Below are 13,592 nucleotides of genomic sequence, written 5' to 3'. Positions count from 1 at the left end.
CCCTTACCAAGCACGGAACCATCATGCACCGACCCACCGCCAAACAGATTCTGCACGAAGTATTCGGTTATCCCGAATTTCGCGGCAAGCAGGAGGCTATCGTCAATGCTTTGGCAGACGGCGAGAGTTTGATGGTGCTGATGCCGACGGGCGGCGGAAAGTCTTTGTGTTACCAGATTCCCGCGCTGATGCGCGAAGGCGTGGCGGTTGTCGTATCGCCGCTGATTGCGCTGATGAACGACCAAGTGGCCAGCCTGCATGTGGCCGGGATTGAAGCGGCGGCAGTCAACAGCGGCACATCGGCAGATGAGGCGCGCGAGATTGCCGACAAGCTTGCCCAAGGCCGTCTGAAACTGCTTTATGTCGCGCCGGAACGCTTGGTTACCGACCGCTTTTTGCGTTTTCTCGACCAACAAACCGTCAGCCTGTTTGCCATTGATGAGGCGCATTGCGTCAGCCAATGGGGACACGATTTCCGCCCCGAATACCAACAGCTCGGCATGCTTGCCGAACGCTATCCGAACGTCCCGCGCATCGCCCTGACCGCTACCGCCGATGCGGCCACGCGCGCCGACATCAAGCATTATCTGCACTTGGACAATGCGCCCGAATTTATCTCCAGCTTCGACCGCCCGAATATTTATTATCAGGTTATCGAAAAAAACAACGGCAAAAAACAATTGCTGGATTTCATCCGCAAAGAAATGGCGGGGCAAAGCGGCATTGTGTATTGTTTAAGCCGCAAAAAGGTGGAGGATGTGGCGCGGTTTTTGCGTGAAAACGGATTAAACGCGATTCCGTATCATGCCGGTTTGAGCATGGACGTACGCGAGGAAAACCAACGCCGCTTTACGCATGAAGACAATATTATTGTGGTGGCAACGGTAGCGTTCGGCATGGGCATAGACAAACCCGACGTGCGCTTTGTCGCCCATCTCGATATGCCCCAGAGTGTCGAACATTTCTATCAGGAATCGGGGCGCGCCGGCCGGGACGGGCTGCCTGCCGTGAGCTGGCTGTGTTACGGCTTGAACGATTGGGTGTTGCTGCGCGAACGGATTGCCGAAGGCAACAGCGACGAGGTGCAAAAGCAAATCGAAATGCAAAAACTCGATGCCATGCTTTCCGTCTGCGAAACCGCCGCCTGCCGCCGCGTACTGCTGCTCAAACATTTCGGCGAAGAATCCGAACCCTGCGGCCATTGCGACAACTGCCTGCATCCGCCCGTGCGGTTTGACGGCACGGTGTTGGTGCAAAAACTCCTAAGCTGCGTGTACCGCGCCGGACAACGCTTTGCCGCCGGTTACATCACCAACCTTTTGCGCGGCAAAAGCGACGATTGGATACAGCGCAACGGCCATGACAAGTTATCCACATTCGGCATCGGCAGTGAACAGACCGACAAAGAATGGCGCAGCGTCATCCGCCAGTGCATCAGCCTCGGCTACCTCACCGTCAACATTGCCCGATATCAGGCCCTGCAACTGACCGAAGCCGCCAAAAAAGTCCTCAAAGGCGAAACCGAAGTGATGCTGCGCCCGCTCAAGCGCGACAAGCCCGCCGTCCGCACCCTCAAAGACAACTGGCTGCGTACCGAACGCGAAGAACGCCTGTGGCAGGCATTGCGCGTTTGGCGTATGAAACAGGCAGAAGCCGAAGGCATCCCCGCCTATATGATTTTCGGCGACAAAACCCTGCGCGACCTTGTCGAAAAAATGCCGCAAAACCTCAACGGGCTGCACGACATCTACGGCTTGGGCGAAGCCAAAATCGACCGTTTCGGACACGGCATACTCAAAGTCTGCCAAAACGCTGCCGACTTTAGCCACGATGCCGTCATCCGTCCGCAAACCGAACGCGAACAACAACTGCGTCAAAAACTCGAAGCCTGGCGGTATGAACAGGCAACGGCAGAAAAATGCGCCCTGCATGCCGTCCTCTCCGACGAAAGCCTTGCCGACATGCTTGCCGCCACGCCCGAAACCGAAACCGACCTCGAAGGCGTGCACGGTTTGGGCAGCGTACGCGCCACCAAATACGGACGGGACATCCTCGCCGTCTGCCGTCCGTTTTCAGACGGCATCGATGAAACCGCCAAACGCAAACGCCGCCTGATGCGCGCCCTGATCCGATGGTGCGGCGAAACGGCAAAACACGAACAGTCCGAACCCTACCGCATTCTCAGCAAAGCCGCCCTGCGCGCCATTGCCGCCAAACAGCCGGAAGGTTTGGCGGAGCTTGCCGCCGTATATGGCGTGGGCGAAGAAAAAGCCGCACGTTACGGTGCGGCGGTGTTGGCGGTGTTGGAACGGAATGCCGTTTCAGATGATTTTCCAGTCAATAATTACAGCGCGTAATACTGCCCAAATTATAACAATTTACCGAACCTCCACGATTCGGAGACCAATTCTGCATCATCTGCTGATTGTTTATCATCATTTGATTGCTCATATTATTCATCATTACCGCATTATCTCTAAAAGTATTTGCCAAACTGTTGGCAGACTGTTGGATAGTATTACCTAAATTTATCCACGCCTGTTGCCTTTCTTGACTTTCACGTTCAAGACGCTGCTGTTCAAGTATCTGCAATTCAGCTTGATACCTTCGTTGCTGCTCTTCCTGCTGTTGTGCAAAATACTCCTGTTTTTGCTTTAAAAGCTGTTGTCGCAGCATATCGGCTTGCAGTTCAGCATAGAATGCTTGCCGTGCTGTTTCTTCTTTATTTATCCTAACTTGTTTTACTGTCTTCAAATGTTGCTGCCTTGGAATCTTCTTCTCATGTCTGATTGTTGCGGTATAACCGGAACTGCTGCAGACCATCCATCCTAAAATGCCTGCGGTTATCATCTCCTTTTTCAACATCACTCTCTCCAAATCTTGTCTGCAAAAAGAAAAACACAGGTTACATCAATAACCTGTGTTGCATTGTACAATGCAGGCACGAAATACCACGCCAGATAAAATGCCGTCTGAAGCCCGTTACCAAGTTTCAGACTGCATTGCCTCTATTTAAAAATTCCTGTTTTTATCAAATATTTCAAACAGTTTCTCCTTGTCAGCACAAGACCCCTCCGGTATCAGGTTCAATATCGTTTCCAACGCCTCGGCAATATCTTCCCGCTCTACCGTGTCGATAAAGAGTTTTTTGTCCATTTTGTTGAAACCTCCGGTATAGGCTTTGACCGCCTCTGCCAGCTCCTCTCCTATGTTTTCAGGCGGATTGCCGAGCAGTTTGACCACGCCGGCACGGGTTTTCCGGTACAGCTCCGCCGCTTTTTTGGCATGGCTTTTCGGGATATGCTCCTCGCCGTCCCAATCGCGGAAGGGGTTGTCGAAATTTTGCGCCAGCCATTCGGGTTTTCGGGCTTTTTCTATCCACAGGTCCAGCCCGTCTTCCTTCCGTTTCTTATAAAGTTTCTTCACTGCCTTCGCCGCCTCTTCGGGCAGGCTGCTCATCCACAGCCTGTGCAGCTTCGGCAGCCGGTCGGGATGCGGGATGTCGTCCGCGCCGAAACCGAACAAATCTACGGTAGTGAACACTTCCAAATCCTCAAATCCCGATACGGCGGAAAAATTGGCGATATTGCCCGGTTTGCCCCACAGCCGTATGGTTTTGAGCTTGGGATACGTTTCCGACAGGTTTTGCATATCGAAATCGGCAATGCCCATGACGTTGACGGCGGTCAGGTTTTCCAAACCCCGCACTTTGGGAACGCTTTTGCCCACTTCCAAAATCAGACCCGCGCCCTTTTCGGCGGTACAGACCTTGCAGTTTTCCTTGATTTCGCCTTTCAGGTTCAGGCTGTCCAAGTCTTCGTTCAAATAAAGCGATTCCACGCCGGTCATATCGACAGAAAGGTCGGTTATGCGCGTATTGCTGAAATCCAGCACGGTCTGACCGTGGTTTTCCAGACACAATCGGGTGATAAACGGATATTCCTCCAAATATTCATATAGATTTTTATGCCATTTGGTCAGAAACAGCGAAGTCAGGCAGGGAAACGCCTTCAGTTCCATCGCGTCTTCAAAATCATCCCAAACATCGCTCAAATTCTGTTTGGATATGCCGTATTCCCGTCCGGCAAACATCACGGTCTTTTTGCTTTTGGCGGCTTTTTTGAATGCCTTTCTCTGTTTTTCGGGTATCTGCTGCCATCTCAACTGACGGTACACGTCGTAGCCGTCGCCCCAAAAAGAGGCATACCGCTGCGTGTCTTCACCGCACAGCGGCACGGTATTCCCAACCCGTACATATCCCGTCGGCACGACGGCACTTGCCTTATACATGTGCAGACCACGTTCCCAATACATAAAGTCTTTGTAAAGCGGTTTCAAATCCGCCAGTTCCGCCGCCCCAAGCGGTTTGTTGCCCTGCCAGTCCAAAGCCAGCAGGGTCGCACGTGTTTTTTTGCCACCGTGTTCTTCAACTCGGGTAACCTGGCAGGCAGTGTACTGCTTCAGTCTGATGTTATAGACGCAATATACGTCTCCGGCATCGGCATACATCGGCATTTCCTTTATTTCTGTCGGTTTTCACAGACAGATGCCGTCTGAAACTTGGAAACGGCTTCAGACGGCATCTGCACATCATCTCTTCGGAAAAAACTGCACCACGTTCTCCCCTTGCGGCAGCATCAGTTTTTTCACGGCGTGTCCGTACACCGTTTCCAGCGTAATGCTCAAACCGCCTTCCCGCTCAAATATTGTCCCGACACACGAACGCGCGGCGTTTTCATCGTTCCACGCCATCGCCCGCCAAACGCCCAGCGTATCCATATCCGCCCAAAACGTTTCCGCCTTTTTGTAATCCAACACCAGCTTCGCCGTATCGGTAACGGGGTCGTAAAAGCCGTTTTCAGCAAGCATATCGCCCAAGTCATGCATATCGGGGAAAAGCGCGCTGCGGCTCTCAATACCGTTTTCTTTCAGACGGCATTTCAGTTCCGCCAAGGTATCTCGCCCGAAGCAGGTGAAAAACAGCAGCCCGTCCGTCTTCAGCGCGCGCGCCCAATTTTGCAGCACGGGGACGATGCTTTCCGCCTCCGTCAAACCGAGATTGGACCACAACATATCGGCACACGCTTCGGGCAGCGGCGCGGTCGGGGATTGGCAGTGTTGCACCACGCCCTTACCCGTAAACCTTTGCCAAAAACCGCCTTTGCGGGCGGCGGCAGCCGCCGCCAAAAAATCCGCACGGGAATCGTATTCTTCAAATACCGCCTGCGGATAGCGTTTCGCCAGCAGGCTGCGGCTGATGTCCGCATCCGCCCCGGCAAGCAGGATATGCTTGGGCGCGTTGCGGACAAGTGTCAGCCGTTGGTCGGCATGTTCGGCGAGATGGCGGTGAACCTGCCAGCATTTATCCTGCGGATTCATGTCAAACCCCTTCGACAAAGTCGCGGTACAGCGCGGCAAACGCTTCCGCGTGGCTCAAAAACGGCGCGTGTGCCGCCTTTTCCATCACAACCAGCCTGCTTCCTTTCAAATGCCGGTGCAGATACTCGCCCATGCGCGGCGGCGTAATCGCGTCTTTGCCGCCGAACACCAGCAGTACCGGAACATCTATCTTGTCCAACAAATACCGCGCATCCGCCCTTTCCGCCGCTTCCAAAGCTTCCTGTAAGGCTTGAGGCGTGCCGCACCGTGCCAAATCGGGCAGGATTCTGCCGATGATTTCGGCGGCATCGGGCGTGTGCAGAAGCTGGAGTTGTAGAAACTGTTTGATATGTTTGGCATAATCCGTTCGGAACGCGCCGACCATTTTGCCCAATGCGGGCGCGGCAAGCCCTTCGGGATAGTCTTCGTCAGCCGTCAGCCGTGCAAAACTCGCCGTCAGGCAGAGCGAACGGACTTTGTCGGGATGGCGCGCCGCCAGATACAGCGCGACCAATCCGCCGAGCGACCAGCCGAGAATGTCGGCGGGCGTATCGATTTGCGCGGCAACAGCGTCGGCGGCTGCCTCAATATCGAAAGGTTGCACGAAGGGCGCGTCGCCGTGTCCGGGCAAATCGACGGCGGACACCGCCCACGTTGCGGGCAGGCGCGGCATCAAATCGTCAAACACGTGGCGGTTCGCCCCCCAACCGTGTATCAGGTAAACTTTTTTGACGGCATCAGGCATGGATTTTCTCTCTTGTTGGCGGCGCATCGCAGACGCGGCCGCAGTCAGACACTGCGTATTATGCCACGATTCATCAGACGTTTCAGACGGCATCTGCGCCGGCTGCAATACCGATTTGGCAAGTTTCCGCACCGACGCGGCAAACAGCTGCCCCCTGTGTTTCAGACACATTCAAGGCGGATCGGTGTGCGGCATTTGCCAAAAGAAACCGCCCGCATTCGACCGGATGTGGGCCTCGCTGCATTACGAACCACCCGTCAGCAACATGATACGTACGCTGAAACACTTGGCAGATTTGGGCATGGTTCGCCCGTTGGCAAACCTGATGGTACAAAACCCGCCCGACTGGCTTTCAGACGAATGTTTCGATTTCGTCCTGCCCGTTCCGCTAAGCAGGGAGCGGCTGCTGCAACGCGGGTTCAACCAAAGCGAGAGCATCGTCGGGTTGTTGGCGCAACGCTACGGCTGGCAGATACTGCCCCGACACACCGTATTCCGACACCACCGTCCGCCGCAAAGCACGCTCAAAGGCGGCGAACGGCGGCGAAACATCAAAAACGCCTTTGAAATCCGCACACCGCCGCCGAAAAACTGTAATATTTTGTTAATCGACGATGTCTTTACCACCGGCGCGACGCTGGACGAATTGGCAAAGACGCTGAAAAAATCGGGCGCAAACCGAATCTGCTGCTGGACACTGGCACGCACGCCAATGAAAAAATAACTAAATTTTTTGACACCCCATCCGCCTTGTGGCAAGGTTACGCGCCTATAAGTGATTGATATTTATGTTTACCATCGTTTTATACCAACCGGAAATCCCCCCGAACACGGGCAACATCATCCGCCTGTGCGCCAATACCGGCGCGGATTTGCACCTTGTCAAACCGCTCGGTTTCCCATTGGATTCCGCCAAAATGAAACGCGCCGGACTCGACTACCACGAGTTCGCCAGCCTGACGGTGCACGAAAACTTCGACGACTGCCTCAAGGCACTCGCAGGCAGGCGCATTTTCGCCCTGACCACCAAAGGCACGGCGCGCCCCGATGAAACCGCGTTTCAAAAAGGCGACGTTTTACTGTTCGGGCCGGAAACGCGCGGACTGCCTGCCGACATCCTCGACAGCCTGCCCGCCGCGCAAAAAATCCGCCTGCCCATGCAGCCCGGCAGCCGGAGTATGAACCTTTCCAACACCGTCGCCGTGATTCTCTTTGAAGCGTGGCGGCAACACGGTTACGCAGGCGGCGTTTGAACGCAGGTTCATGCCGTCTGAAAACCGTTCGGACGCATTCCGAACCGCTGCCGCAGCGTGCGGCGGTTCGGAACGTGTCCGTAGGGCATGATGCCCATTCGTCTTCAACTCAAGAACGGAACACGTTTTGACTTTAACCCGAAAAACCCTTTTCCTCCTCACCGCCGCATTCGGCATACATTCCTTTCAGACGGCATCCGCCGATGCAGTGGTCAAAGCAGAAAAACTGCACGCCTCCGCCAACCGCAGCTACAAAGTCGCCGGAAAACGCTACACGCCGATAAACCAAGTTGCCGAATTCACGCAAACCGGCAACGCCTCGTGGTACGGCGGCAGGTTTCACGGGCGCAAAACTTCCGGCGGGGACCGCTACGATATGAACGCCTTTACCGCCGCCCACAAAACCCTGCCCATCCCCAGCTATGTGCGCGTAACCAATACCAAAAACGGCAAAAGCGTTGTCGTCCGCATCAACGACCGCGGTCCCTTCCACAGCAACCGCATCATCGACGTATCCAAAGCGGCGGCCCAACAATTGGGCTTTGTCAGCCAAGGTACGGCACATGTCAAAATCGAACAAATCGTCCCGGGCCAATCCGCACCGGTTGCCGAAAACAAAGACATCTTTATCGACTTGAAATCTTTCGGTACGGAACACGAAGCACAAGCCTATCTGAACCAAGCCGCCCAAAACCTGGCTTCATCGGCATCAAACCCGAACCTATCGGTTGAAAAACGCCGTTACGAATACGTCGTCAAAATGGGTCCGTTTGCCTCGCAGGAACGCGCCGCCGAGGCCGAAGCGCAGGCGCGCGGTATAGTGCGGGCGGTACTGACCGCCGGTTGACGGTTATTTGATGCCTTATTAATATCCACTTTTTCCAACCCCCGATTTATAATGGATTAAATTTAAACCAGTACAGCGTTGCCTCGCCTTGCCGTACTATCTGTACTGTCTGCGGCTTCGTCGCCTTGTCCTGATTTAAATTTAATCCACTATACAAAGGCAAAATATGAACATCAAACACCTTCTCTTGACCGCCGCCGCAACCGCACTGCTGGGCATTTCCGCACCCGCGCTCGCCCACCACGACGGACACGGCGATGACGACCACGGACACGCCGCACACCAACACAACAAACAAGACAAAATCATCAGCCGCGCCCAAGCCGAAAAAGCAGCGTTGGCACGCGTCGGCGGACGTGTTACCGACATCGATCTCGAACACGACAACGGCCGTCCGCACTATGATGTCGAAATCGTCAAAAACGGACAGGAATACAAAGTCGTTGTCGATGCCCGCACCGGCCGCGTGATTTCCTCCCGCCGCGACGACTGAATTTGATACAATCCGTGCCGTCTGAAGCCCGAACCGGTTTCAGACGGCATTTTGCACCCGACACTTCAGGATCCTTCATACATGATCAGCAGACTGACCGGCAAACTGGTTGAAAAAAACCCTCCGCAAATCGTCATCGATGTCAACGGTGTCGGCTATGAGGCCGACGTATCGATGCAGACCTTCTACAACCTGCCGCCCGCGGGTGAAAGCGTACAACTGTTTACCCAGCTTATCATTCGGGAAGACGCACACCTGCTCTTCGGTTTTGCCACTGCGGAAGAACGCAAAACATTCCGCCAACTGATTAAAGTCGGTGGCATCGGCGCGAAAACGGCTTTGGGCATTTTGTCGGCAATGACTGCCGACGAACTGGCGCGGGCGGTTGCCGAAGAAGACGTGAAACGGCTCTCCTCCGCCCCGGGAATCGGCAAAAAAACCGCCGAACGTATGGTTTTGGAACTGCGCGGCAAGCTGGTCGCGCATACGGTAACGGACGGGCTGTTTGCCGCCGCACCCGCCGCCGACGGAACAGACGACATCGTCAGCACGCTGCTTGCGCTGGGTTACAGCGAACGCGAAGCAAAAGCGGCGGTCAAAGGCGTTCCGAAGGGGACGGACGTGAGCGAAGGCGTGCGCCTTGCTTTGAAAAACCTGCTGAAATAATGCCGTCTGAAGGCGGCGCGGCGTTTGCCCTGCCGAAACCCTGCGTTTCCGCCCCGCGCTGTCTTCCCGACGGCTTTTCCCGTAAAATGGCGTTATTGTCCTTCCTTTCAGACGGCATTGTGTTTGATGCCGTCTGAAACTGTTTTACCGAAATCGAAAACAATGTTGAACAAAATATTTTCCTGGTTCGAATCCCGAATCGACCCCTATCCCGAAGCCGCCCCGAAAACGCCTGAAAAAGGACTGTGGCGGTTTATCTGGAGCAACATCAGGGGTTTGCGCAAATGGATTGCCGTTTTGGCGGCATTTACCGCAGGCATCGGCATCATGGAAGCCCTGCTGTTTCAATTTATGGGCAAAGTCGTGGACTGGCTCGGCAAATACACGCCCGCAACCCTGTTTGCCGAAAAAGGCTGGGCTTTGGCGGCGATGGCGGCGATGATGGTGTTTTTCGCCCTCTGGACCTTCCTCGCGTCCAACGTGCGCCTGCAAACCCTACAAGGCGTGTTCCCCATGCGCCTGCGCTGGAACTTCCATCGCCTGATGCTGGGACAGAGCCTCGGCTTCTATCAGGACGAATTTGCAGGACGCGTGTCCGCCAAAGTCATGCAGACCGCGCTGGCGTTGCGTGACGTGGTGATGACGGTTGCCGACATGGTCGTGTATGTGCTGGTGTATTTCATCACGTCCGGCGTGATTCTGATTTCGTTCGACGGCTGGCTGCTGCTGCCCTTTATCGGCTGGATAATTGGATTCACCCTGATTATGCGTTTCCTGATTCCCAAGCTCGGCAAAACCGCCGCGCGTCAGGCGGATGCGCGCTCGCTAATGACCGGCCGCATTACCGATGCCTATTCCAACATCACCACCGTCAAACTCTTCTCCCACGGCGCGCGCGAAGCGGCCTACGCCAAGCAGTCGATGGAAGAATTTATGGTGACGGTACACGCCCAAATGCGTTTGGCGACGCTTCTGCACACCTGCAGCTTCATCGTCAACAGCTCGCTGACCGCTGGCACGACCGCGCTGGGCATCTGGCTTTGGTATCACGGGCAAGTCGGCGTGGGCGCGGTCGCCACCGCCACCGCCATGGCGTTGCGCGTCAACGGTTTGTCGCAATACATCATGTGGGAATCCGCCCGATTGTTTGAAAACATCGGCACCGTCGGCGACGGCATGGCAACCCTATCCAAACCGCACACCATCCTCGACAAGCCGAACGCCCTGCCGTTGAAAGTGTCGCAAGGAGAAATCAAGTTCGAACACGTCGATTTTTGCTACGAAGCAGGCAAACCGCTGCTCAATGGCTTCAACCTCACCATCCGCCCGGGCGAAAAAGTCGGCTTGATCGGCCGCAGCGGCGCGGGCAAATCCACCATCGTCAACCTGCTCCTGCGTTTTTACGAACCGCAAAGCGGCACGATTTCGATCGACGGACAAACCGTGGACAGCGTGACCCAAGAAAGCCTGCGCGCCCAAATCGGTTTGGTCACGCAAGACACCTCGCTGCTGCACCGTTCCGTGCGCGACAACATCGTTTACGGCCGCCCCGATGCAACTGATGCCGAAATGATTTCCGCAGCCGAACGCGCCGAAGCCTCTGATTTCATCCCCAACCTTTCCGATGCCAAAGGGCGGCGCGGCTATGACGCCCACGTCGGCGAACGCGGCGTGAAACTCTCCGGCGGCCAACGCCAACGTATCGCCATCGCACGCGTCATGCTCAAAGACGCGCCCATCCTGCTGCTCGACGAAGCCACCAGCGCGCTCGACTCCGAAGTCGAAGCCGCCATCCAAGAAAGTCTCGACAAAATGATGGACGGCAAAACCGTCATCGCCATCGCCCACCGCCTCTCCACCATCGCCGCGATGGACAGGCTCATCGTCTTGGACAAAGGCCGCATCATCGAAGAAGGCAGCCACACCGAGTTGCTCGAAAAACAAGGCCTGTACGCCAAACTTTGGGCACACCAAAGCGGCGGTTTCTTGAGTGAGCATGTCGAGTGGCAGCATGACTGAAACCTTATTGTCTGGAAACCGCCGTTTTCAGACGGCATTCCCGTTCCCCTACCCGTCAAAACCATGACCGATACCGCCCAAATCATCACCAGCTACGGCCGCCGCTACATCGTGCGTACGCCAGACGGCAAAACCTACGAAGCCAGCACGCGCAAAAAGCGGGTCGATTTCGCCTGCGGCGACCGCGTGCATATCCAAAACATTAACGCCGAACAGGCCGTCATCGAAGACTACCTGCCGCGCGAAAGCCTGCTCTACCGCCAAGACGCTTGGAAAACCAAACTTATCGCCGCCAACGTCAGCCAGCTCCTTATCGTTACCGCCGCCGTTCCCTCGCCCAGCGAAGCCTTGTTGCAACGTGCCCTCCTAGCTGCCGAAGCCGCGGGCATCCAAGCCGTCATCATCCTGAACAAAGCCGACCTGCCCGAAACCGCCCTCTGGCGCGAAAAACTCAAATTCTACGAAACGCTCGGTTATCCCGTCATCGAAACCCGCGCGCTGGAAAACGCCGACATCCTGCGCCCCGTCCTGCAAGGGCATAGCAACATCCTGCTCGGACAAAGCGGCATGGGTAAATCCACCCTGACCAACGCCCTCTTGGGCAACCAAACCGCCCGCACTGGCGACATTTCCACCGCGCTCGATTCCGGCAAACACACCACCACCCACGCCCAGCTTTACGATTTAAACGAAGAAACCCAATTAATCGACTCCCCGGGTTTGCAAGAATTCGGCCTGCACCACCTCCAAGCCGCCGATTTGCCGCGCTATTTCCCCGATTTCCGCCACCTTGTCGGGCAATGCCGCTTCCACAACTGCACCCACCGCGCCGAACCCGGCTGCGCCTTCAAAACCGCCGCCGAAACCGGGGCGGCACTTCCCGAACGCCTCGCCTTTTTGCAGGGCATCACCGACGAACTGCTCGGGTAACGCCTTGCCGTTTGCAGGACAAAACAATGCCGTCTGAAGCCGGATTCGGGTTTCAGACGGCATCCGTTTGGCAAAAATGCTACAATCCGCTTTTTACTGGAACACCCGAAACTATGAAGAAAAACGCCCCGAAATCGTTTGAAGAGGCCTTGTCGCGCCTTGAATCGCTGACGCAGTCTATGCAGGGCGAAATGCCCTTGGAAGACGCGCTTGCCGCCTATCAGGAAGGCAACGAGCTGGTCAGGTACTGCCAAACCAAGCTGGCCCAAGTCGAACAGAAATTACAGGTTTTGGATGCGGACGGACCGAAGGAGTTGAACCTTGAATCCGACGAATGATTTGAAAGCATGGCAGCTTAGGGCGCAGGCGCAGACAGAGCTGCTGCTGGAACGCTTTTTGCCGTCTGAAAACGAAATCCCGCACACGCTGCACGAAGCGATGCGTTATGCGGCTTTGGACGGCGGCAAGCGTCTGCGTCCGATGCTGGTGCTGGCGGCTTCAGAATTGGGCGGGGCCGTGGCGGATGCGGTCGGACAGGCAATGGCGGCAATCGAAATGATCCACGTCTATTCTTTGGTTCACGACGATATGCCGGCGATGGACAACGACAGCCTGCGGCGCGGCAAACCGACCTGCCACATCAAATATGGCGAAGCCACCGCGCTACTGGTCGGCGACGCTTTGCAAACCCAAGCCTTCGACGTATTGGGCCGTCCGACAGAACTGCCCGCCGCACGCCAGTTGGCAATGTTATCGGTGTTGGCGAAAGCGGGCGGAAGCAGGGGTATGGCGGGCGGTCAGGCAATCGATTTGGCAAACGTCGGCAGGCAGATGCCGCAAGCCGATTTGGAACAGATGCACAGCCTGAAAACAGGTGCGCTAATCCGTGCGGCGGTTTTATTGGGGGCGACGGCGTGTCCTGATCTATCAGATGCGGAACTTGCCGTATTGGACGCTTACGCGGCAAAACTGGGGCTGGCGTTCCAAGTCATTGACGATGTGTTGGACTGCGAAGCGGACACGGCGACTTTGGGCAAGACGGCGGGCAAAGACGCAGACAACGACAAGCCGACTTATGTGAAACTGATGGGCTTGGAAGCGGCGCGCTCATACGCACACAAACTGGTTGCCGAAGCGGTCGCGCTGCTCGAACCCTTCGGCGACAAAGCCCTGCGCCTGCGGCAGTTGGCAGGATTTGCAGTCGCCCGCAAATATTAAAACCGGCGTATATCGCCGGCTGAAACGTGCCGGCACAGCGAT

Annotated in this window: 15 protein-coding genes; 11 read left to right on the top strand and 4 right to left on the bottom strand. The window is 55.8% G+C overall.

Features of this window, described 5'->3' with window-relative positions; all coding sequences use genetic code 11:
* Window positions 1–23 precede the first annotated feature (23 nt).
* Entirely contained in the window at window positions 24–2,357 is a 2,334-nt protein-coding gene (gene recQ / locus ACNAU7_RS08140) for a DNA helicase RecQ (protein ID WP_416301904.1), read from the top strand.
* Here recQ and ACNAU7_RS08135 read toward each other — a convergent pair.
* The 4 genes from ACNAU7_RS08135 to bioH form a co-directional block, all read right to left on the bottom strand.
* Window positions 2,338–2,865, bottom strand: coding sequence for a hypothetical protein (locus ACNAU7_RS08135; RefSeq protein WP_416301903.1), 528 nt, complete (start codon window positions 2,863–2,865; stop codon window positions 2,338–2,340). The two genes, recQ and ACNAU7_RS08135, sit on opposite strands and share 20 nt — an antisense overlap.
* A 147-nt stretch (window positions 2,866–3,012) precedes the next feature.
* A complete protein-coding gene (locus ACNAU7_RS08130; RefSeq protein WP_416301902.1) occupies window positions 3,013–4,509 on the bottom strand; it encodes a gliding motility protein in 1,497 nt (498 codons plus the stop codon).
* Between the two features lie 81 nt (window positions 4,510–4,590).
* Window positions 4,591–5,379 (bottom strand): class I SAM-dependent methyltransferase, encoded by a 789-nt coding sequence (locus ACNAU7_RS08125; protein ID WP_416301901.1) that lies wholly within the window; start codon window positions 5,377–5,379, stop codon window positions 4,591–4,593.
* Window position 5,380: 1 nt separating this feature from the next.
* Window positions 5,381–6,124, bottom strand: a complete 744-nt coding sequence (gene bioH / locus ACNAU7_RS08120) for a pimeloyl-ACP methyl ester esterase BioH (RefSeq protein ID WP_416301900.1) — start codon at window positions 6,122–6,124, stop codon at window positions 5,381–5,383.
* On the opposite strand from bioH, the gene ACNAU7_RS08115 reads away from it, so the two are divergent.
* From ACNAU7_RS08115 to ACNAU7_RS08070, 10 genes are all read left to right on the top strand, one after another.
* Window positions 6,123–6,848: a ComF family protein gene (locus tag ACNAU7_RS08115; RefSeq protein WP_416301899.1), complete on the top strand. Its 726-nt coding sequence runs from the start codon at window positions 6,123–6,125 to the stop codon at window positions 6,846–6,848. The genes bioH and ACNAU7_RS08115 overlap by 2 nt on opposite strands.
* Before the next feature lie 64 nt (window positions 6,849–6,912).
* Window positions 6,913–7,377 carry a tRNA (uridine(34)/cytosine(34)/5-carboxymethylaminomethyluridine(34)-2'-O)-methyltransferase TrmL gene (gene trmL / locus ACNAU7_RS08110; RefSeq protein WP_002218664.1) on the top strand — a complete coding sequence of 155 codons (465 nt, stop codon included), beginning with the start codon at window positions 6,913–6,915 and terminating at the stop codon, window positions 7,375–7,377.
* Window positions 7,378–7,504: 127 nt separating this feature from the next.
* Window positions 7,505–8,224: a septal ring lytic transglycosylase RlpA family protein gene (locus ACNAU7_RS08105; protein WP_416301898.1), complete on the top strand. Its 720-nt coding sequence runs from the start codon at window positions 7,505–7,507 to the stop codon at window positions 8,222–8,224.
* A 166-nt stretch (window positions 8,225–8,390) separates the two neighbouring features.
* Window positions 8,391–8,717, top strand: coding sequence for a PepSY domain-containing protein (locus tag ACNAU7_RS08100; RefSeq protein ID WP_416301897.1), 327 nt, complete (start codon window positions 8,391–8,393; stop codon window positions 8,715–8,717).
* Window positions 8,718–8,798: 81 nt separating this feature from the next.
* On the top strand, window positions 8,799–9,383 hold the full coding sequence (gene ruvA, locus ACNAU7_RS08095; protein WP_416301896.1) for a Holliday junction branch migration protein RuvA: 585 nt from the start codon (window positions 8,799–8,801) through the stop codon (window positions 9,381–9,383).
* Entirely contained in the window at window positions 9,383–9,520 is a 138-nt protein-coding gene (locus tag ACNAU7_RS08090; RefSeq protein WP_101115934.1) for a hypothetical protein, read from the top strand. The genes ruvA and ACNAU7_RS08090 overlap by 1 nt, the downstream gene beginning before the upstream one ends.
* A gap of 25 nt (window positions 9,521–9,545) precedes the next feature.
* Entirely contained in the window at window positions 9,546–11,402 is a 1,857-nt protein-coding gene (locus tag ACNAU7_RS08085; RefSeq protein WP_416301922.1) for an ABC transporter ATP-binding protein, read from the top strand.
* 63 nt (window positions 11,403–11,465) lie between these two features.
* On the top strand, window positions 11,466–12,332 hold the full coding sequence (gene rsgA / locus ACNAU7_RS08080; RefSeq protein ID WP_416301895.1) for a ribosome small subunit-dependent GTPase A: 867 nt from the start codon (window positions 11,466–11,468) through the stop codon (window positions 12,330–12,332).
* Window positions 12,333–12,358: 26 nt separating this feature from the next.
* A complete protein-coding gene (locus ACNAU7_RS08075; protein WP_416301894.1) occupies window positions 12,359–12,670 on the top strand; it encodes an exodeoxyribonuclease VII small subunit in 312 nt (103 codons plus the stop codon).
* On the top strand, window positions 12,654–13,550 hold the full coding sequence (locus ACNAU7_RS08070) for a polyprenyl synthetase family protein (protein WP_416301893.1): 897 nt from the start codon (window positions 12,654–12,656) through the stop codon (window positions 13,548–13,550). Before ACNAU7_RS08075 ends, ACNAU7_RS08070 begins: the two co-directional genes overlap by 17 nt.
* Window positions 13,551–13,592: the final 42 nt, after the last annotated feature.

Source organism: Neisseria sp. LACPHL-SPEC-2024-00856 (assembly GCF_047915665.1).
GTDB lineage: Bacteria > Pseudomonadota > Gammaproteobacteria > Burkholderiales > Neisseriaceae > Neisseria > Neisseria polysaccharea.
The sequence above is the reverse complement of the archived record's forward strand: the minus strand, read 5'-3'. Positions and strand labels throughout refer to the sequence as shown.

Coding starts and splice junctions, on each gene's coding strand:
- bioH (WP_416301900.1), bottom strand. CDS start 6,124: ATGCCTGATGCCGTCAAAAAAGTTTACCTGATACACGGTTGGGGGGCG.
- ACNAU7_RS08130 (WP_416301902.1), bottom strand. CDS start 4,509: ATGTATGCCGATGCCGGAGACGTATATTGCGTCTATAACATCAGACTG.
- ACNAU7_RS08115 (WP_416301899.1), top strand. CDS start 6,123: ATGGATTTTCTCTCTTGTTGGCGGCGCATCGCAGACGCGGCCGCAGTC.
- ACNAU7_RS08075 (WP_416301894.1), top strand. CDS start 12,359: ATGCCGTCTGAAGCCGGATTCGGGTTTCAGACGGCATCCGTTTGGCAA.
- ACNAU7_RS08100 (WP_416301897.1), top strand. CDS start 8,391: ATGAACATCAAACACCTTCTCTTGACCGCCGCCGCAACCGCACTGCTG.
- ACNAU7_RS08125 (WP_416301901.1), bottom strand. CDS start 5,379: ATGAATCCGCAGGATAAATGCTGGCAGGTTCACCGCCATCTCGCCGAA.
- rsgA (WP_416301895.1), top strand. CDS start 11,466: ATGACCGATACCGCCCAAATCATCACCAGCTACGGCCGCCGCTACATC.
- recQ (WP_416301904.1), top strand. CDS start 24: ATGCACCGACCCACCGCCAAACAGATTCTGCACGAAGTATTCGGTTAT.
- trmL (WP_002218664.1), top strand. CDS start 6,913: ATGTTTACCATCGTTTTATACCAACCGGAAATCCCCCCGAACACGGGC.
- ACNAU7_RS08135 (WP_416301903.1), bottom strand. CDS start 2,865: ATGTTGAAAAAGGAGATGATAACCGCAGGCATTTTAGGATGGATGGTC.
- ACNAU7_RS08090 (WP_101115934.1), top strand. CDS start 9,383: ATGCCGTCTGAAGGCGGCGCGGCGTTTGCCCTGCCGAAACCCTGCGTT.
- ACNAU7_RS08085 (WP_416301922.1), top strand. CDS start 9,546: ATGTTGAACAAAATATTTTCCTGGTTCGAATCCCGAATCGACCCCTAT.
- ruvA (WP_416301896.1), top strand. CDS start 8,799: ATGATCAGCAGACTGACCGGCAAACTGGTTGAAAAAAACCCTCCGCAA.